The following is a 21,275-nucleotide window of genomic DNA, read 5'->3' as shown; positions in this document are numbered from 1 at the left end:
AGTTGGGTTACTTGAATTTATGGGGAGTAATAATAGGGAATTTTTGGGTTAATCTAACATTGTTATACTTGTTTTTTAATCATTCTATCACTATTTTCTTAGCCTCAATATTAACTACATTAATTTTCTCTTTGATATTTGTGCAATTGATTTTTAAAGAAAACATATACTCCTGGATCAAAGTAATTCTCTCCAAATGAAGCAATAAGCAGGATAGGATTATGTGTATTAACCTTTGAAGATTTTGCTACTCTTGTTATGGATTGTAAATCTGGGCTACTAAATTGATTGGACCCACCAGGATGGCTATGCCAATCCCCTACATAAAATAATTTACCATCATATTTTTCATCAATACCTTTTAATTTTAGATTTAGGTCTTCTGGATTGGGCTGAAATCCTCTTGAGCTGCTCCTATAGTCTGAAGGAACTATGATGTCAGATACAATCACCTCTTTGTTATTATTGATATAACTTCCAATCATAATGCCTCCGAACTCTTTTGGATAATGATCCCAAATTAATTCATAAATTTTATCCAAGCAATTACTTTCAATCGTGAACACAAGTCCTAATTCCTTTTGATAATATTTAGTATCAAATGAGCTTAATATAACCTCATCTCTATAAAAGGTATAAAATGATTTGGATGGTAAATTCAAGGCCTCTGAAACGTTTATTTTTTTTATGACATAATTTAAAAGTTGATTAATATCAAAAAAAGCTGCTTCAAAGGTGGGGTGCCAACAACCAGTACCTTCTCTAAATTCTGGTTGATGAGCTGAGCTAAGGGAAAAGAGCATCTGGTTCCTTCTTTCGATCATACTTTGACAATCCCCACTTGTAATACAAAGCATCTCCTTCGCTTTATTTGTCATGGAGATATAATAAACTTTGGATTTCAGATCCATATCTGACAACATCTGAATGATTCCATTATTTGCAGAGCAATCGAAAATGTAATCGTAATCGTTTAATTTTTTTTCTAAATCGAGATAATCTTTAGATTTTTTAGAAATAGGTTGGATAACACCAGATGCATTGATTTCAATAAAAGGTGAGATTTCTTCTAATAGAAGTTTTAGCAATGATGATTTGGGCCCTCCAACTTGTGAAAAAGAATAACTACTTCTACATATATTCCCTGGCTCTACAATATCGGTGTCATCAAGATCTAACTTTCTCAATCCTCCTCTCACTAATGTTTCAGCTAAAGTACTTCCTATTGCCCCTGTGCCAAGTATTAAAATTTTGCCGGCAGTTATTTTACTAGTTAGAGCCCCACGACCAAAAAATCGATTATAGGAAGCATTATATGACTGTTCCCAATGAATCTTTCCACTATAATCCTTCAAATCACGGAGGTACTTTCGCTTTTTAGGAAACTCCTTTTTAGAAAACAAAACTAGATCCCAATGAATCTCGAATTTATCTGGTCCTTCATTCGATGGAATTTTATATCCTACAGCAATAAGAATATTATTTCTAAAGGTCTTTTTTCCTATTTTGGCATTAGCCGTTTTTTTACGAAAATTTTCTAAGTAGAGTAGAAAATTTTCGGGTAAAACAGGAAGGAGTTCATTCCAATTTTCAAATCTTTCTTTCTTTTTGACAACTGGCTCCTGCTCCAAAAACAACCATAATCCCAGAAATTTTTCTTTATCCTGATAAGCGTTTGACCACTCCATTTTAACATTGCCTACTTCTTGACAAAGTGCTGTTATGTTACTAATTTTATTTTCTTCATTGGTCTGATAATTTAATACAGAATATTGCATTACTCCAAACTTCTCCTTCAAAAATCTATCTGGCTTTAATTCACCTTCTTCAAAAATAAAATTGACTAGTCCTTCATATTTTCCAGGGATATACTCGTAAAACTCATCTTCCTCATTTTCTAAAATATATTTACTTACCCAACCTTTTAAGCTTTCGACATCAAGTTCTAGCCGTGTGTATAGATGATTGACAAAGGTAGTATTTAAACATACCGCCTGATCATAATTTTGATGGGGATACCCTTGATGATTTTTACAATAAAATTTAATTTCTTTAAAAGGGTAATCTTCTGGAATACAAACTTTGAATGAGGTTTCAACACCACTTAAACCCAAATTAATTTCTCCATTAAACGAATGGATTTTTTTTTCGTACGAAAACTTTTTAACTAATTTAATATCAGAATAACTTCCAAAAAAATTGTTATAAAAGTTTAAATCATTTGCCTGTATATCCATAACTTGTTGGTGGTAGGGTTGTTGTTTTTACTCCTTCTTTGGGTTTGTATTGAGCTTCTTCTGCTTTTGCTTTTTTTTCACGTTCTAATTTTTCGCGCTCTTTCTTTTCTATTTCTAATTGAGCCTTTAGTGTTTCATTGTCTTGATCTCTTTGCCGTTTTTCAGCATCATGTTTAATTTTTATTCTGTTCACTTCTTGTTCAGCTGCCCTAACAGCAATAAGTGTTTCAGGACTAAGAATAGTTAAATTTCGAGAAGTTCGGATATTTTCTAATTCAGCTCTTTTTTGTTCTGGATTATCAATTTGATAAAAAAAATCTTTACTATTTACCCATAGATCATTAAATTGGTCTAATTTTTCATTCACTTCGACCTTATCCAATGCCTCTGCATTAGTAGTAGCATTAATTGACCAATTATAACTCCCTGATTTTGCGAACGCATCATCAATTACATAAAACTTATAGTGCATAAAGCCTCCTTTCTCCGTTTCGGCATTCCCCCATTTTTGAACTTTTCCTCCTAGTTTTTGAATTTCTCGAAATAATTCAAACCTTAAAATGTTTAGTTCATTAGAAGAAAGAAGAATCTTAACATCAACTCCTTGTCTTACTTTTTTAATCAATGTTGTGATTAGAACAGGGTCCGTAAGCCAGGAAACGGCAACTTTGATAGATCGATTTGCATTTTTTAAATCTGATTGGATCTCAGATTGAATAGACTTTTTCGGTTTAAAAAAATTCCACATTGGTTGATAGGTTTTGAGTTAAGAAAATCCTCATTAGTGATAAGTCTAATTTCGTACGGATTATAAGACTTTATGTTACCAAAAGCAATAAAAAAAACCAAACTTTATAACAATGTATATTTGATCTAAATAAGGAGAAAGCTTTTAAGAATAATTGGTTCACCTCTCATTTAAACCTATATGAGGCAGAAATGCAAAAATCATTGAGATTCTTAATTGCAATTAACACAGTTTAAACATTATAACGACCAATTATTTTTTCATTTAAATTAATTAAAACCCATGGAAACATATCTGGATCTGGGCAAGTTCCTGATAAATTTTCACATTTTTCCCTACTCATAAAATCAGAATAATTTAATACGGTAGCCTTTCTTGTACAAAAACATTCTTTACAATAACCGTCTTCATTAGTGTGATAATCTTTTTCATGATCCTTAATAAACCTATCCACCCATTGGAAATTTGGAAAAACTAATTTAACATTATTTGGATCGAGAATTAGATCTTCTTTTTTAATCCGCCATTCTCTTTCCCACGAAAAGTCCAGCCGTCCATCTAAAGCCGGATCATACGAAACGAAACGCCAATTAATATCATCACTTTTCTTAAATTTTTCATATTCTTCCCGCTTACCATAAATAACATGTCTTCCTGACAAACTAAAAATGTATTTTTTTGTAAATTGAAAACCAAAGGGAGAATATCTGGAAAAATATTTTGGATTTATTTTTCCTTTATTTGTTAAGCATTTTGCCGGTGCTTCTGTAAAGCATATACAGTTGTGCTTACCTAAAATAAAACCATTTCCTCCCTTTAACTTCCAGATCTAATTATTGTTAAAAATGTTTCATAGGCATCTTCATATGATGTTAATGATGTTTTACCCTTCGTAAAATGTATCAGATTTTTACAATGGTCGATTCTTTCCATAAAGATTTGTTTTAAAATAAAATATAGTCATTAAAAAAAATATGGGAACCTGCGACAATAGTATTTCGCAGGCTCCCAAATGATTAAAACCTTCCTTTCCCTATTATCCTTATTAAATAATAAATAACTTGAAGGAGTTTTAGCGCATTCTCCATTATGCGCATCCATTTAATTCGAGGTATTGCAGCAGCAACCCTTCGAAAGACCACTAGGGCCTTTTGAAAATTAAAAAACATATGTGAAATTTTAGGAGAAGGCTATTTCAAGACGCAATAAACACTCAAATAAAGGATTTACAAAAATGCTTATTTTAAAAGACATTTTGGTATTAACCAAAATTTTCGTAATTTTACCCTTGAGAATAATCTTCTCAGTTACAAAAAATATCCAATGACCTTCATGTTTTAATAATGTGAAGGTCATTTTTTATTTTACAAAAATACAGGGGAATAAACAAAGTAATATAAAAAGTTATTAACAAATTGTGGAAAACTATTGTAATTGTCTGTTAATTAAATGATTATATTGAATTAAAAAGTTATCCACATGTTAATAAGTCATTTTTATTTGTTAATAAGTTTTCTTTTTATGTTGATAAGTTTTCTCTTTACATAAACAAGACTACTGTCTAATACTTCTGGAAATCAGATTTAAAGGGATTTTTTCCCTTACGCCCTCACCCTCACAAACAACCCATAATGCCCACCATCCCCCTGCTCCAAAGCCTCCCGAAAAGCAGCATTCACCCGCTTCTGCGCTGAAATAATCCGTTCCGCTGAATCCGTCTGAATCCTACTCTTAGGAAAAATAGCATCCGTAGCCCCAATAAAAGCCGTCCGATAAAAAGCCCCGATGTGGGGAGTGACCTCAAAATAATTCATTACTAAAGAATGAACTAACAAACTTTGAAAACAGGCTCTTTTTCATTTTGAAAAAATCCGATGAAAATTAATGAAACTACTATGGCAAGAAAAAAGAAACATAACATCAATTGATTGTGCCGCTTTAGCCGTATTGTGCTTAAAAAGTCGCTGTTGAAGGTCGGAAGTGTACCCGATATAAAAGGATTGATCCTTTTGACTTTGGAGGAGGTAAACATAGAACATTTGGTTAGATTTTGGTGAATAAAAAAAGCCCAAACACATGATGTATTTGAGCTTTTTTTTAAGCGGTCCGGATAGCTTGTTCCGACACCTCGGGAGGACTCGAATGCCGAGGTGTCTGAACAAGCCCGCGACCCTCCCGAGTCCTCGGATGCCGAGGTGTCGGCACAGGCAGGTATTCTAACCATCTGAACTACGGCACTGTGGTAATTTGTGTAAATCTCTTAAATTCCACGAATGAGTCTTTGGTAAAACGCCGTATTTTTCTGTCGCTTCAAAAAACGCTCCCTTTTGATCGCATCACTTTTTAAATCGAAAGTTTCGGAATAAACTATTTCCCAAGGTTGTTTGGTGGAAGTATATCCTGCTTTAGCCGTATTGTGCTTAAAAAGTCGCTGTTGAAGGTCGGAAGTGTACCCGATATAAAAGGATTGATCCTTTTGACTTTGAAGGAGGTAAACATAGAACATTTGGTTGAATTTTGGTGAATAAAAAAAGCCCAAACACATGATGTATTTGAGCTTTTTTTTAAGCGGTCCGGACGGGAATGTGCTGAATCTTACTTATATTGTTGTCTGTCAATTATTTATATGTGTTTTTGATTGGTTTGGTGTGGGTTTTGGTGCAAAAAAATGTGTAAAATCAATGTTAAAAGCTTTAATTTTCATATCTTTTCTCAAGTATTTAAGGCCAAAGGAAATTAATTAGCTAATAAAAAAATAACAACCCAATGATCCAAGAAAATTATGAAAAAGAACTTAAAAAAGCTTTTTTCTATGCTTGTCAGTACGGTGCTGAAACTTATTTGGCCAAATTTCCAAATGATGGCCCATTCAATAAATATGAATTTTTAAAATCATGTTATGCAGGGTTTAAAGAAGCACAAAATATGATTCTTAAGGAATTGAAAAAAAATCAAATTCACCTTAAGAAAATGAAAAATGCCCTTAAAAAAGTAAGAGGACTTGTGGACAAGGAAAAAGAAAAAGAGATAAAGAATGAAATAGAAGAAATTAATTACCAAAATGATTTATTTAGGAACTTAGCCTTTTCGATGGCCTGGCAGATGTTAGGAGGCAAAAGAGAGATTCTTGCAAGGTTTTATACAGAAGACGCTGGAGAAAAGGAGTTATCAGGAATTGGGTTCGATGCAATTATTGCGGAAGCGAGAAAAATAAATTCATACCCAACTCAATTCGGTTTAATTCTAGATTTAACAAGTAACCTACAAATTGGTGATTTATTAGTTGTGTCTGGAAAAAATATTCAAGTAATTGAAGTTAAAACAGGAAAGAAAAATGATGAAGCCAAAAGGATTATTAAGTTTTATGAAGTAAACCAAATGAAAGTAACACAGGAAACCATACAAGGGAAATATGATGAAAATTTTTCAAAGCAGTTACTTCGTGTGGTTGAACAAAATAAGAGACGAGAAAGGTTAATTAATTTACACTCAAAGGATCAAGGAAAGGACCCTAAACACGATAATGTTGATGTAAATCTTCCAAATAGTATTTATCCAGAGGAAAAATACCATGACATAATTTTAGAATTGATTCAAAAGTCAAAAACTGAAACTTTTGCTTACACCATTATAGAGAATATAGTAAATATAGGGGTGTATCGTGATAACATGCGTTTTTGGGGCCCAAATGCCCTAAAAGCCTTAAATAAAAACTTCCCTGTTCATGATATAATGTCAGCTAGAGGAATTACAATAAGTGAACCGGTATTTTTAAAACCATTTCCTGAAGAAGACATATTTGATATCGTATTTGATCGGGTAAAGATTTATATTGGTATTGATTATGATGAATTTATTTTGCTTTGTAAGAATTTGGGATTACCGGCTGATTGGTCGAGTAAAAAAGAATTAAGCCAATTGCTTCAGAGCCTTCCCTTTAAAAGTAAAGAGGTGTTTAGTTTTGATAATAGAGGTATCAAAATAGAGGATAAAAGCATTAAATCAGATAAATTATTTTTAGGTATGGGTTTATTTGGAAGAATTATTTTTGACCAAATTAGACCTTCTTCTATTATTATAAACAGGAAAGCTTTCTTTGATAAAATATAATAAATTTAAATCAGCTTATAAAATTAGCTATTATATAAGTTTTTGTATCAAGAGTTATCATTTTGAATTTAAAACCTCATAAAATGCAAGATTTATTTAATCCAACCATATCACAAAATTTAAATAAATATTTTGTTGGATTCCAAAAGCATAGAGTTTATGAGCCTGGAAGGTATTTGATTAATAAAATTTTCGAGGAAATGGGAGATCAGGATGGTAATTTTAAAGATACTTTTCAATCCGGTGGATTCTGGGGTAGGCTTCTTGAACTTTTTCTTTTTAAATTTATAAAGGAACAAGAGATCGAGATAATTAATGGATACGCTTATCCTGATTTCCATCTTAAAAAGGACAATTTGGAATTTTTCATAGAAGCTACTACTTCTAACCCTTCAAAAGATGAGGAGGGTTTTTCAGATTTATCTTTGAAAAATGCAATTGCATCTGGAGATTATCAAAAATTAGATGATTCGAAAGAACATTATTCAATTAAACTGGGAAGTGTCCTTAGATCAAAGGTCAATCGTGGAAAATCTAAGAATAAAAAAAAGAAAGAATATTGGGAACTTGATTGGGTAAAAGGGAAACCGTTTTTAATTGCTATAGCAGTTCATCATCATTTTTTAACAAAAGACATCCCTGATTTACTCTTTTTCGAATACCTATACGGTAAAAAAATCAATGCAAAAATTAGTTCAACTGGCAAGTTGTTGCCAAGTATTTCTAATAAAAAAAGCCACCATCTAGGGCAAAAGGAGATTCCTTCCAATTTTTTCAATCTCCCGAATAGTGAGCATGTTAGTGCTGTTATTTTTGTGAATACAAGTGATTTTTGGAAATTTAACAGGATGGGGTTTGAAAATAATTATTTTACTGAAAATATAATTATGCAAAGGACAGGCTATAAATTAAACCCAGCCCCAAATTCACATGCAATTGAATTCAGTTATACAGTCGGGGAAAATCCTGTTCCTGAAACATGGAGAGAAGGGGTAAGGATTTTTCATAATCCAAAAGCTTTGAATCCCTTAGATTCAGAAATATTTAAAAATGTTGCTCAAACATGGATAAATGACAATGGACCATATGGAACTAAAGTCAAAGATTCTGATATTATAAGTTCAAAAACCTGTATTTGGGACACCTTATATAGAAAAAATCAAGGATTGCCTGAAACTCCCAAAAACTTAGAATGCAAATTTTAAATTCATTATTAACTGGCCTTAAAATAGCTAAAAATATTAGAACACCTCTTCTATGAATAAAAAAATAACCAGAGACATAATAAACCGGCAAGTCTGGAAAGCCTGTGATACCTTCCGGGGAACGATCGATGCTACCCAATATAAGGACTATATCCTGACCATGCTCTTTATCAAATACATTACCGATGTGAGCAAGGAGAAGAAAGAAGCCTACATAAAGAAGTATAATGGAGACCTTGAGCGGGTGGAAAGGGCGCTGAAGCATGAGCGGTTCAAAGTGCCGGAGAATAGTTCCTTTGACTATTTGTATGAGAAAAGGAATGAAGACAACCTGGGAGAATTGATCAATATTGGGTTGGAGAACCTGGAAGATGCCAACAGGACAAAGCTTGAAAAGGTGTTCCGGAATATTGATTACAATTCAGAAGCGAACCTGGGACAGACAAAGGACAGAAATAGGAGACTAAGACACCTGCTGAGTGATTTTGCAGACTTGGATCTGAGGCCCTCCAACCTGGAGGATAATGACGTGATCGGTGATGCCTATGAGTACCTGATCAGTAATTTTGCCTCTGATGCAGGGAAGAAGGCCGGAGAGTTCTACACGCCTTCTGAGGTGTCTGCATTGCTGGCCAAATTAGTAGAGCCGAAGGATGGAGATAGGATTGCTGACCCGGCTTGCGGGTCTGGTTCTCTTTTGCTGAAGGTGGCCAGGGAGATTGGAAGCAAAAATGTTTCTTTGAACGGACAGGAAGTAAACGGAAGCACCTGGGCTCTTGCCCGGATGAATATGTTCCTGCATGAAATGGACAATGCCACGATTGAATGGGGAGACACACTGAATAATCCAAAACTGGTGGAGTATGACAACCTGATGAAATTCGATATAGTGGTAGCTAATCCTCCTTTTTCCCTGGATAAATGGGGAGCGGAAAATGCTCCTGCCGACAGGTATAACCGTTTCCACAGGGGAGTACCACCTAAAAGCAAAGGAGATTATGCCTTTATTACCCACATGATCGAAACGCTTAATGAACATGGAAGAGCGGGTGTAGTTTTGCCTCATGGGGTATTGTTCCGGGGGAGTTCTGAGGGTAAGATCAGAAAACAACTCATTGAAGAGAACCTGCTTAAGGCAGTGATTGGCTTACCGGCCAACCTTTTCTTTGGCACAGGTATTCCGGCTTCTATCTTGATCTTTGACAAAAACAAAGGGGATAACACAGATGTGCTATTCATTGATGCAAGTAGCGAGTATGAGAATGGCAAGAATCAAAACAAACTTAGAGAAGAAGACATTGACAGGATTTATCAAACTTACCACAATTGGGTGGAAATAGAAAAGTACAGCTATGTGGCTTCCTTTGAGGAGATTGAAGAAAATGATTTCAATCTTAATATTCCCCGGTATGTAGATACTTTTGAGGAAGAAGAACCAGTGGATATTGAGGCTACGCAACAAGAAATAGCCAGATTGAAAAAGAAGCTTGCCGAGGTGGAAAAGCAGATGGCTGATTATTTAACTGAATTAGGGTTTTAAGGATGGATAAGACACAAATATTACAATTAGGATATAAAGATTCAAAAATAGGTATTATTCCAAGAAATTGGGACCTAAAGGAAATTGGCGAAATTGCAAAAATACAAACAGGAAACAAAGATACACAAAACAAGATTGAAGAAGGTAAATACCCTTTTTTCGTTCGGTCTCAAACAATTGAAAGAATAAATTCTTTTTCTTTTGATGGGGAAGCTGTATTGACATCTGGTGATGGTGTTGGTGTTGGGAAAATTTATCATTATATCAATGGCAAATTTGATTTCCATCAACGGGTTTATAATATTCATGGATTTTACCAACAAGTTTCTGGGAAATTCTTTTATCACTATTTTTCGCAACATTTTTATAAAAGAGCTATAAGGTTAAGCGCCAAAAATTCGGTTGATTCAGTGAGAATGGAAATGATTTCTAAAATGTTAATCCCAATCCCCCCTCTCCCTGAACAAAAAAAAATAGCCGAAATCCTCTCCAACTCGGACAAAGCCATTGACCATACACAAAACCTCATCGAGCAGCTCAAATTGCGTAAAAAAGGATTGATGCAGCAGTTGCTTACGGGGAGGAAAAGGTTGAAGGGGTTTAGTGGAGAGTGGAAAAAAGTCTCCTTAGGGAAAGTCGCTTCACATTATTCGCAAAAAAATTCTAATAATGAAAAGATAGAGGTATTATCGTGTACCAAATATGATGGGTTAGTTAAATCCCTAGACTATTTTGGACGGAAAGTTTTTGGAGACGATTTATCAAAATATAAAATCGTGCCAAAAGGGTATTTTGCTTACGCTACAAATCATATAGAAGAAGGTTCTATCGGATATCAAGACATATTAGAAAAAGGCCTTGTTAGTCCAATGTACACTGTTTTTAAGACTAATGAACTAGTAGATGATTCATTTCTCTATCGGCTGTTAAAAACAGATAGAATGATATATCAATATCAAAGTAATATGTCTGGCTCTATTGCAAGGAGAGGCGGTTTGAGGTGGAATGTTTTTGAAACTTTGGATATTAAAATTCCATCGAAAAATGAACAAGTTGCAATTTCTAATTTTTTTGATACCATAGATAAGGAATTATCATATTATGAGAAATTTTTAGATAATTTGAAATTGCAAAAGAAAGGCTTAATGCAAAAATTATTAACTGGTCAGATCAGAGTGGCCGTAAACCCATAAGCCATGAGTACACCGTCATTTTTAGAGGACCACATTTCCCAAATTCCGGCAATTCAGTTATTGATCAATTTGGGCTATCAATATGTAACTCCATCCCAGGCCTTGGAATGGCGGGGAGACAGGACTTCACAGGTGTTATTTGAAGAAGTCTTAAGAAACCAGCTAAAGAAAATCAATACAATTTACAGAAAGGGCAAAGCCTATGAATTTTCGGATGCCAATATCAACTCAGCTATTCTTGCCATCAAGGACCTTCCCATACAGGATGGTTTTCTCAATGCCAATGCCGCTCTATATGATCTTTTGACCCTTGGCAAAGCCTTCGAACAAAGTATTGATGGAGATAAGAAAAGCCATACCCTCCAATATATCGACTGGAAAAATCCGGAAAATAATATCTACCATGTAACAGAAGAATTCAGCGTATTAAGGACCGCAAGAACCGATACCTTCAGGCCGGATGTATTACTTTTTGTGAATGGCATTCCAACAGTGATCATCGAATGTAAAAGCCCTAGCCTTGGAGGGACCAAGGAACCTGTTGAGTTGGCCATTGAGCAACACATTCGGAATTTCAGTAAAGAAGGCATCAGGTCATTGTATGTCTATTCCAATTTGTTGTTAAGCCTGGCTTCTAATGACGGAAGTTATGCTACCACTGGCACCAGTAAAGAATATTGGTCAAAATGGAAGGAACAATTTATTAACAGGGAAGCAGAAACGTCCTATTGGCACCACTTAAAGCAGCTGAAAAATAAGCCCCTGGAAGATGATCAGAAAACTACATTGTTTTCTGAAAGAAAAAATGGGAAAGGATTCAGTTATGCCCGTTGGTACTTTGATGGGCTGGAACTGGAAGAAAGACCCATCACCAAACAGGATGAATTATTGTATAGCTTATGCCGACCAGATAGGCTGTTAGATATTATTCGGAATTTCACTCTGTATGATGACGGGATCAAGAAGGTAGCCCGTTATCAACAATATTTTGCAGTAAAAGAAACAATAAAGAGGGTAACCCGCTTTGACAATACCGGTAAAAGAAAAGGCGGAGTTATCTGGCACACCCAGGGAAGCGGAAAGTCTCTGACCATGGTCATGCTTGCTCAAATGCTGGCCTCCAATGAGGAGATCTCCAATCCGAAAATACTGCTCGTTACGGATCGTATTGATCTGGATGAACAAATTTCCGATACTTTTAAAAAGTGCCAAAAAGATGTGGTTAAGGCCAATACCGGCACACACCTTTCAGAATTATTAAATGATAGTGGGGATAAAATCATAACTACCATCATCAACAAGTTTGAGGCAGCAGTCAGGCAATGTAAAAAGCCATTCACTTCTCCTGATATCTTTGTAATGATCGATGAAGGCCACCGGACGCAATACGGATCTTTTAATGTCAATATGGAGCTCGTCTTCCCCAATGCCTGCTTTATAGCTTTTACCGGTACTCCTTTGATGAAAAAGGAGAAAAATACAGCCAGGAAGTTTGGGGGCTATATTGGCAAAGCCTACACAGTCAAAGACGCAGTGGCCGATGGTGCGGTAGTGCCCTTGCTATATGAAGGCAGGCACAACCTGATCACATTGAATGAGGATCCTATCAACCGCTTTTTCGATAAAGTGGCAGAACCATTAACTAAATATGGTAAAATAGCCCTTAAGAAAAAGTTCAACACAATTAACGAACTGAATAAAGCGGACCAGGTCATTTATGCCAGGGCCTGGGATATCAGTGAACATTATACCGACTTCTTTCAGACGCACAATGATAAATACAAGCCAAAGGCACAGCTGGTGGCACCTACCATCAAAACGGCACTGTTGTATAAAGAGTACCTGGATGATATAGGTATGGTCAATTCTGAGGTTGTAGTAACGCAATCAGACCAAAGAGAGGGGACAGAAGACGGTTTTTACAATGTCAATGAAGACAAAGCCCGTGAGGATAATTATTTCCAGGCGATGATCGATAAATACGGAGATATTAAGAAATACGAGAAAAGTATTATCAACCAATTTAAAAAACGGGATGTTCCGGAAATACTGATCGTGGTAGCAAAGTTGTTAACGGGGTTTGATGCCCCAAACAACACTGTTTTGTATTTGTGCCGTTCATTGAAAGAGCACACCCTTTTACAAGCCATTGCAAGAGTGAACAGGGTTTATCCGGGGAAAGATTATGGTTACATAATTGACTATTACGGAAACCTGGAAAACTTGGACACGGCCCTCAGTACCTACACCGGCCTGGAAGATTTTGAACCTGAAGACCTGGAAGGTACCTGGACAAACCTCAATGAGGAGATCAAGAAACTGCCCCAGGCTCATGCAGAATTATGGGATATATTCAAGACATTAAAGGATAAAAACCTTGAACCTGCTGCCTACGAGGAATTACTGGCAGCAGAGGATATTCGGAATAGATTTTATGAGAAATTGAGTGCCTTTGCCCGTTTACTGAAAATGGCCCTTTCTTCTGTAGATTTTGCGAGAAATACCGATGAGAAAAAGATCAAGTCATACAAGGACGACGCCAAGTTTTTCCTAAAACTCCGGGTAGATGTTACCAGGAGGTATAATGATGATATTGCCTATAAAGAATTTGAACCTCAAATTCAGAAACTGATCAACAAGCATATTTCCACCGAAGGAGAGATCCTTAAGATCACAGAACTGGTTGACATATTTGACAAGGAGGAAAGGGATGCAGAGGTGGAAAAGATCGTGGGTAAAGCAGCCCAGGCGGACCACATCGCCAGCCGAACGATCAAGGCGATCAATGTAAAGATGCAGGAAGACCCGGTGTATTTCAAGAAACTGGCCGAGCTGATCAAAGAAACCATTGCTGCTTACCATCAAAAGCGTATTGAGGAAGCTGAGTATTTAAAAAAGGCCAAAGAATTTGAAGAGAAATTCTTCCACGGGCGTTCAGATGATGCCCCGGAAGCACTGGCAAACAATGAGGTTGCTTTGGCGTTTTACAATTTCAGCAAGTCCATTTTTGAAGATGTTGAATTACTGAAAACACCATTTCATATTGAAGTCAGCATGGCCATTGATAAAGTGGTTAATGAACATATCTACCTGAACGGGCAAAAGATCATTGAATGGCACCAAAATGAGGATATAACCGGTAAGATCAATATTGAATTGGGAGATGCTCTATATGAATTGTTACAAAAGTTTGGGCTGGATACCAATTGGGACCAGATTGACAACTTGATCGAGGAGTGTATGAAAGTAGCAAAATTGAAATACCAATAAGCGTGACAAAAGACCAAATACAATACGGAACATCTACCATCGAATACACCCTTGAGTTTGCTGACCGCAAAACTCTGGGTATTCGTGTGCATCCGGATAAAACCGTACAGGTCATCGCTCCCCTGGACAGCCAAATGGATCAGGTAAAGGAGAAAGTAAAAAAGAAAGCTCCTTGGATACTCAAACAACAGGATTTCTTTCTTTCCTTCCATCCCATCACTCCACCCCGTAATTTCGTCAGTGGAGAAACCCATCTTTACCTGGGTAGGCAATACCGGCTCAAGCTAATTGAGTCCGATAAAGAATTTGTTAAACTCAATGCCGGAAAGATCGAGGTGTTTGTCCAGTCCAAAGCCGACAAATCTAAAATAGAAAAGCTCCTTAAAAACTGGTACAAACAAAAGGCGGAAATTCACTTCAACCAATTGTTTGAAACTAATGTCCCTATTGCCAAAAAATTCTATTCCGGAACTCCCACCCTCAAATACAGGTGGATGAAAAAACGCTGGGGCAGCTGTGATCAAAACGGTCAGATACTCCTCAACCTTGAGCTCATCAAAGCCTCTAAGAAAAGCATCGAATATGTCATTATTCATGAGTTATGCCACCTGGTTCATTTAAACCACAGTAGAGCGTTCTACCAAATCCTGGAGGAGATCTATCCTGACTGGCGGAGGACTAAAGATGCGTTAGAGCGGTTGATGGTGTGACTCTACTTTGAATGTTTTTTAAAGGAATCCTTGATGATTTTTCATTTGTTTTCTAAGTTTAGTTTTAGGGTTAATATGAAATTATTTGCTCCAACATTTCCAAACCCCTCAGAGGAATATGAAATCGTTCCATCATGAGCTTCAATAATCCGTTTAGCTATCCAAAGTCCGATTCCTATTCCTTGTTTCACATATTTATCTGCATTTGTTCCTCTTTTAAATTGATGAAAAACTTGTTCCCTTTCTTCGCGAGGAATGAAATACCCATAGGAAGAGCATTTTATTTCTAATTGATCATTATTAAGATTAAAATAAACTCTTATAGCTGAATCCCGATGAGAATATTTTATTCCATTATCTAATAAAACCAAGGGAATAAAATGTATTGATTCATGAAAATAGGCATCAGGCACTTTTGATTCAGAATACCAATTTATTGAAATACCTTTCTTATCTGCTTTTGAACGAAATAGTCTTGAGACTCTTTCGAATAATTGGAAAAGGTTCATTTTTCTTTTAAGACCATAATTTATTTTCCCAGGATTAACTAAAACATCAATCATGCCAAGTTGCGAATTTGCTAAATCTAAGGCATCGTATGTATCAATTAGTTCCTTTTCACAATTCAAAAGCTTCTCTTCAAAGGAAGTCCCTTCTTTTAAGTCAATTAATTTTTCAACCTGACTAAGGATAATTCCAAAGGTTGTTTTTATATCATGAAGAATAGACATTCTCGGGCCCAAATCAGAAGCAGATGATTGTAAGAAGGATTCTAGAGCTTCAACCTTTTCCAATTCTTTTTCAATTTCCAATTTTGTCACTCTGTGCCCCCTTCGATAAACATTTATGGCGTTCACATGATTTTTTTTATCGTCAAGAATTAAACCATTTAATAAAAATTTATCCCCATCATTGCATACAAATAAAAAATTGTTGAACGATTTCGAGCAGGTGTATTCTCCTGAACAATTAGATTTTCGTATAAAATCAAGACAATCCTTTTTTTTGCAATTTTTCATGCAGGTTTTGTTTTGAGAAAGATTTGTCACACCAACAAATTCCTGGTTATGAATAAAAGGATAATTCAATATTTTATGAAGAAGAAATTTATTCAAGTTCAGTGAAGTTTTTTTGAATGGTTTTTGAAATGGTTTTTACTTTATGTTTCAGAGATTCATTAGAAGTAAATGATAATATATTATTCCAATCTATGTTTCTTTTATTAATTACTGATGTTAAAAATTTATGTTCAAAAATTCTTATGTCCTTTTTGGGTATGTTAAACTCTCGGAGTGTTTCATAAAGGATTTCAAGGTATCTATTAGGATTAAATTTTTCAATTATTACATTGTCAACGACTTCTTTCATTTTTAGAAATTGAGAAGGTTTGGCAATCGTTTCATCGGCAAGTTGCCAAAACTTTTGCTTTGTTAGATCATAACTATGAGCAGAATAAGCAATTATGATTTGTGCAGGATTACTTAATTTTAGGCTTTCTAAAACGCCAAATCCATCATCATCAGATAAGTGATTTGCTACGCCTAAAATGTCCAATACTATAATGTCATAAAATCCTGATTCCAATTTTGAAAAATCCTCAACTTTATCCCATTTTTCTACATTGTATCCATTTTGTTTAAAAAGGGACATTGGAAAAATATCTTCATCATCTATAATGACAATTCTAAGCCTTCTCTTTAACTCATCAAACCCATATTTTTTTGTAACTTTTGAAAATCTTTTTGATTTATTCACCCATAGAAAATTATATGAATTGCCACTTAACATACTCGATACTTTAACTGCAATATAATTAACAACTGCTCCAATAAACATAGCCACTAAGGTGTAACTAAGCCCTGTCCAGAAGTCTCCTTCATTAATCATAACTAGTAATTATTTTTTATTGTAAATCAAGTACAATTTCTTTATTGTAGCCGGATAATTCTTAAGTGAAAATTCATGCCTGATATAAAATTTATTCTAATTATTGGAGTTATTTTTAATAAAAAAATCTGTAGTCCATATCTCCTCACAAATTCTTTGAACTAATGAAGTTCTTTCAATAATATCATTTTTCTTAAAGTCAGGGTGTGGTTTAAAGCCCAAAGCTTTAATTTGCGGAGATGTTAAAAAATTTGGATTCTTTTCATAAAACTTAGTATGTAAGGTTTGAGCGAATGTGTTCTCTTTTAAGTAGTGCTCAAGTTTATCCTTATACTGACCACTATTGAATGACTGGTTTGTCCCGTGAGGGAGTAGAATTAGGGCTCCGATTGAATTTCTCCAACTTTGAAAATCATTTATTTGCTCAAATTCATCTTTGTGTTCTTCAAATTTATTAGCCCAGATATGTTCTATTTCAAATTGCCTGCCATTTGGATGGTGATATGTAACATAGTTGGTATCCTTTCCTATTGAATTGTCCAAGTAACTTGATATCCTTGATAATAAGTGTTTGATAAATTTCCTGTTCATACCATGTAACCTGAAATCTGAAATCGCTTCCCAACCTTGTTGGATTTCATTGATCTCATTTGTTAAATTGATTTGCAAGTCATTCAAGTCATTATCACGAATGAGTTTTATAATATTGAACATCGTATATTTGATGGCCGTCTGGCCAAATTTTTTGTAGTTTATGCTTCTTCTGACGGTAAAGGTTTCAATAAACCGTGCAACTGCATCAATCTTCTCCTGAACTACAGAATCTTTCTCTCCATAGTTTATAGCTGCCAAGAGTAAAGGTTCTTGAAGTGAGTCTGCAATTCCCCACTGGCTTATATAATGTAGATGTGGTATTTCATTTGAAAACTCTTGGCTACCATGCCAAATTTTGAGATACCATTTAACATAAAAAGGAAATTTATTTTTAAAGAAGTCGTAAAATTCTTCAGGGCTATTTAAATTAAATAACCCTTGATGATTTTCCTTAAACCAATTGTGGAATCGAGATCCAATCAATTCAAAATCTTGGTTTTCGGAGCCAACCTTTCCTGGGCGAATACTTACCGCATATTTACCTCTAAACCAGGCATGGAAAAAACTTTGATCTGCATTTTTAGAAAAATCGTGCAATTTTATCATTTGGGCCTTCCAAATATCATTTATCTCGTTTCTTTTTTTACGGTCTGTAATTCTTGAAAGTACATAGCCCTTTAACATTTCAGTAGGAGTGAGATTCAGTCCTCTGTCATTCATCGTCTCAAAAATGGTGTAAGCATTTTCATCCGAATAGGCAGTGATTTCAACAATCACAACATTTTCGATAAACCAATCAATAAAGAATGGTAAGATATTATCGTCAATTTCTTCGGGAAATGAATCGTGGATGTCTTGATAACGATCAACCATATTAATGACCGTTTCATCATCCTCCTCATTTGGAGAATAAAAACCATTTTCGAATAAGGACTTCAAGCAGTCTTCCCGGTTTTTATCAGTCATATTAAAAGATTTAACACGGTGTTTTACTGAAAAAATTAATTCTGAAATTGGAATTCGTTGCTCTTCTGAAAAGTTCTTTTGTTGGTGGTTTAGAAAAATTAACAAAAGGGTGATGGAGGTAATTCTTTGTTGTCCATCAATAATTGATTTTTTTGCCGTCTCTGGATTTACACTGAACACCACAGGTCCTATATAATAGTTTTGGTAATTGGCAACTTCTTCCGGTTTATCGCCTTTTTTATAGGATTTAAGAAAAGTGTTAGTAAGGTCCTCTATCAAAGTTTTGATATGTTTTTCTTCCCAGCGATATTCTCTTTGAAAATAATCTATATAAAACTTTTGACCTTTTAAAAGTTTATTAATACTTGTGTCAGTTGCTTCTATTTTGTTTTTTAATTGTTGGTTCATTTGTTGGTCCATTTAAGTAATTTTTAGGTTACAAGGAAGAATGAATTACACTAAAAAATGAATTGGACAATTTAACAAAAAAAATACATTTTGCGAAACTTCGATGAGATTTATATTGAGAAAAATAATATGTAATAAAAAACTCCAAGCCGTAATCGAGCTGGAGTTTTAGCTTAATAAAAGATTTGAATTACAACAAACTTTTACTCAAAGATTTTTTCGGAACTTATTCCTCCGATTCCACGATTAAAAACTCCTCCTTTTATAGGAGCTAATTCTGAATAGGTAAACGCCAGCATTTTCACAAGAATCTCAGCTTCGTTAACTTCCAAAGCCTTGGCCGCTTTCTTAAGATAATTTGCCAGGTTTTTAGCATTCTCCTCTGGCAAATCCAAAAAATCAAAGAAATCTTCCAAATCAGTGATCTTAGCTTCTGGAGGGTTTGAGTCTTCCTTTTCCCTTAAGAATTTTCTTCCGTTAACACCAAAATATTCATGCAACTGATCCGCAAAAACCTCCTCAATAATATCCACATCCCCTTCCGTTAACATCGGTTCACGAAAGCCATTATCATCAACATTATTTCGCCTGTTAACGATCAAATTTTCGCAATAATCACTTAAGGAAATCCCCAGTTCATTGGCTTTTTCCAGGAGTTCATTTTTTATCTCAGGTTCAGTCCTGAAGCCTATGGTAACTTTAGCCATTTTGAATTGTTTTTGTTTACGAATGAAAACACAAATAAACATAATGCGTTAACACAAAGCTATAGAGGGCGAAAAGTCGCCCCGTGACGATTTTTCGTCCTGTTAACGAAGGTTAACACTTATAAACGGTGGTTTCTATAAATAATGGAGTGCAACCGTTTAGCCATTGGTAAGGGTGTTTATCACATCCTCCCAGTACGCTACCCACTGCTCATTATTCTTAATAGCATGGGCTGTTCTCTTAAGCACTTTACCAGTTGCCTGCTGTTGTTTGATGGCTTTTTGCTGCTGTCCTCCCAGGCGCTTCTTATAGCGTTTTAAGCGTTGTTTTGCTTGACGTAAATCAACGGTTTCAAAGGAGTTTTTAGCATCCTTTTTCGTGGTTTCGTGGTTCGTGGTTCGTGGGCTATAAAGGTCACTCGAAATATTGGACTTGTTTTGCATCTGGAAGCCGATCTGGCGGTGCTGAGTGAACCTTTCGATCCCTGGTTGTTTGGTGTCCAGGACTATGACATTATTGCCGTCTTCGTTTGTATTCAATTGTAACTGGATGGTAACATGTTGCATCGTTTCTGTTAGATCATACAAAACACCAGGTTGAACGGGTAGGGGAGCGGGTGGCGTTGCGTCTGCAAATGATTTGACTTTGTTGTGTAGTAAATAATTGGTTCTTTCCTGGATGGAAGACCACCATTCCCTTAAGGCAGACGGACGGAAATCGTAAGCCTCAATCTGTACTTTTTCCTCGATACCGGCACCTTTCCTGTAAATCCTGTTTAAGATCACAGACACAGAAAACAGAAACAAACAAACGACTGTAAACCATCCTAAACCACCGCCGTAATTGTTAACCAGGTTGTTACGGTCTGTTTCAGCCTGTTTATTACTGTTAACAACCCTTGTAACAGCTTTTAGGTGGTTGTTTTTTGCTTGTGACAGGGCTGTTTGAGTGTTGGTGTTCAGTGCCATCAATTGATTGGCTTTGTTCATTTCCAGGATAGCTAAGGTATCGGCCTTGGCTGCTTCCAGGTCAGCGATGTTTTGACGAACATTATCTTTTCGTGTGGCATAACTTCGATTGGTTCGGGCTTCTTTGTTTTCATAGCCGACAATAGCCCTTTCCTGGGAATCAATTTTTTTGTCAAAGGAAACGGTTGTTACATCGATTTTGCTCTTAAAGGTCTTTTCGATCAGTAAACTATCCTGTTTGAATGATGTCCCGAAACCGGTCTGCTCCACCTGGTAGATGCTATCTGCCAGGTGATTGGTTTGGCTCTCCGCTTCAGGTGTGAAATTCTCTACAATCACTTTACTGTTTTTGAAAGACAGGATTCCCGAAGTAGCCATTAAGGCAATCGACAAAAGCCAAACAAATATTGAAATGGGTAAATGCAGCCCTTTCCATCGGGCGTGAAGGATGGAATCAATTGCTTTTGGAAAAGTTTGCCTTAAGCCCACTTCAATGGTAGCGGTTCCGATGATGGCCACAGCTGCGGAAATCAGGTGTTCCCATGCGCCTAAATTCAGAGGGCTAAGCGCTTGTTTACAACCGGTGTAAATGATCCCCAATTCCGTTAAGCCACTAACGACTTGTGCGAAGATCCCCGCCCAGATAATTTTTCCGGAAAGAGGGGCGTAGGTATCAAAAAAATCTTTGTTACTCGGCAATGATGTTAAAATTTTCATACATTAGAGTGTTT

The 21,275-nt window shown here is 35.6% G+C and carries 17 protein-coding genes; 6 read left to right on the top strand and 11 right to left on the bottom strand.

The features are described 5' to 3' along the window. Positions 1-119: 119 nt before the first annotated feature. The 6 genes from H6571_09825 to H6571_09800 all read right to left on the bottom strand — a co-directional run bounded on the left by H6571_09825 (position 120) and on the right by H6571_09800 (position 5,491). On the bottom strand, positions 120-2,237 hold the full coding sequence (locus H6571_09825; GenBank protein ID MCB9324019.1) for a ThiF family adenylyltransferase: 2,118 nt from the start codon (positions 2,235-2,237) through the stop codon (positions 120-122). After that, positions 2,218-2,985: a hypothetical protein gene (locus H6571_09820; GenBank protein MCB9324018.1), complete on the bottom strand. Its 768-nt coding sequence runs from the start codon at positions 2,983-2,985 to the stop codon at positions 2,218-2,220. Before H6571_09820 ends, H6571_09825 begins: the two co-directional genes overlap by 20 nt. A 232-nt stretch (positions 2,986-3,217) precedes the next feature. Continuing rightward, on the bottom strand, positions 3,218-3,646 hold the full coding sequence (locus H6571_09815) for a hypothetical protein (protein ID MCB9324017.1): 429 nt from the start codon (positions 3,644-3,646) through the stop codon (positions 3,218-3,220). A gap of 940 nt (positions 3,647-4,586) precedes the next feature. Continuing rightward, a complete protein-coding gene (locus H6571_09810) occupies positions 4,587-4,799 on the bottom strand; it encodes a hypothetical protein (GenBank protein MCB9324016.1) in 213 nt (70 codons plus the stop codon). A gap of 42 nt (positions 4,800-4,841) precedes the next feature. Further along, positions 4,842-5,024 (bottom strand): GIY-YIG nuclease family protein, encoded by a 183-nt coding sequence (locus H6571_09805; protein MCB9324015.1) that lies wholly within the window; start codon positions 5,022-5,024, stop codon positions 4,842-4,844. 221 nt (positions 5,025-5,245) lie between these two features. Beyond that, the gene (locus H6571_09800) at positions 5,246-5,491 is read right to left on the bottom strand and encodes a GIY-YIG nuclease family protein (protein ID MCB9324014.1); all 246 of its coding nucleotides are present in this window, start codon (positions 5,489-5,491) and stop codon (positions 5,246-5,248) included. A 260-nt stretch (positions 5,492-5,751) separates the two neighbouring features. Here H6571_09800 and H6571_09795 point away from each other — a divergent pair, with 260 nt between their 5' ends. The 6 genes from H6571_09795 to H6571_09770 all read left to right on the top strand — a co-directional run bounded on the left by H6571_09795 (position 5,752) and on the right by H6571_09770 (position 15,013). Next, on the top strand, positions 5,752-7,095 hold the full coding sequence (locus H6571_09795) for a hypothetical protein (GenBank protein MCB9324013.1): 1,344 nt from the start codon (positions 5,752-5,754) through the stop codon (positions 7,093-7,095). Between the two features lie 83 nt (positions 7,096-7,178). After that, positions 7,179-8,300 (top strand): hypothetical protein, encoded by a 1,122-nt coding sequence (locus H6571_09790; protein ID MCB9324012.1) that lies wholly within the window; start codon positions 7,179-7,181, stop codon positions 8,298-8,300. A 52-nt stretch (positions 8,301-8,352) separates the two neighbouring features. Further along, complete coding sequence (locus H6571_09785) at positions 8,353-9,840, top strand: type I restriction-modification system subunit M (protein MCB9324011.1); 1,488 nt, start codon at positions 8,353-8,355, stop codon at positions 9,838-9,840. A 2-nt stretch (positions 9,841-9,842) separates the two neighbouring features. After that, a complete protein-coding gene (locus tag H6571_09780; GenBank protein MCB9324010.1) occupies positions 9,843-11,033 on the top strand; it encodes a restriction endonuclease subunit S in 1,191 nt (396 codons plus the stop codon). A gap of 3 nt (positions 11,034-11,036) precedes the next feature. Further along, the gene (locus H6571_09775; protein ID MCB9324009.1) at positions 11,037-14,303 is read left to right on the top strand and encodes a type I restriction endonuclease subunit R; all 3,267 of its coding nucleotides are present in this window, start codon (positions 11,037-11,039) and stop codon (positions 14,301-14,303) included. Positions 14,304-14,305: 2 nt separating this feature from the next. Then, complete coding sequence (locus H6571_09770; GenBank protein MCB9324008.1) at positions 14,306-15,013, top strand: M48 family metallopeptidase; 708 nt, start codon at positions 14,306-14,308, stop codon at positions 15,011-15,013. 41 nt (positions 15,014-15,054) lie between these two features. Here H6571_09770 and H6571_09765 read toward each other — a convergent pair whose 3' ends face one another. The 5 genes from H6571_09765 to H6571_09745 form a co-directional block, all read right to left on the bottom strand. Next, complete coding sequence (locus H6571_09765; protein MCB9324007.1) at positions 15,055-16,128, bottom strand: HAMP domain-containing histidine kinase; 1,074 nt, start codon at positions 16,126-16,128, stop codon at positions 15,055-15,057. Continuing rightward, a complete protein-coding gene (locus tag H6571_09760; GenBank protein MCB9324006.1) occupies positions 16,121-16,900 on the bottom strand; it encodes a hypothetical protein in 780 nt (259 codons plus the stop codon). Before H6571_09760 ends, H6571_09765 begins: the two co-directional genes overlap by 8 nt. 96 nt (positions 16,901-16,996) lie before the next feature. Beyond that, complete coding sequence (locus H6571_09755) at positions 16,997-18,868, bottom strand: DUF262 domain-containing protein (GenBank protein ID MCB9324005.1); 1,872 nt, start codon at positions 18,866-18,868, stop codon at positions 16,997-16,999. A gap of 203 nt (positions 18,869-19,071) precedes the next feature. Continuing rightward, positions 19,072-19,575: a hypothetical protein gene (locus H6571_09750; protein MCB9324004.1), complete on the bottom strand. Its 504-nt coding sequence runs from the start codon at positions 19,573-19,575 to the stop codon at positions 19,072-19,074. Between the two features lie 159 nt (positions 19,576-19,734). Continuing rightward, the gene (locus tag H6571_09745; protein ID MCB9324003.1) at positions 19,735-21,261 is read right to left on the bottom strand and encodes a hypothetical protein; all 1,527 of its coding nucleotides are present in this window, start codon (positions 21,259-21,261) and stop codon (positions 19,735-19,737) included. Positions 21,262-21,275: the final 14 nt, after the last annotated feature.

The sequence above is a fragment of the Lewinellaceae bacterium genome (assembly GCA_020636105.1).
Classification (GTDB): Bacteria; Bacteroidota; Bacteroidia; order Chitinophagales; family Saprospiraceae; genus BCD1.
This window is presented reverse-complemented; position numbering and strand designations above follow the sequence as displayed.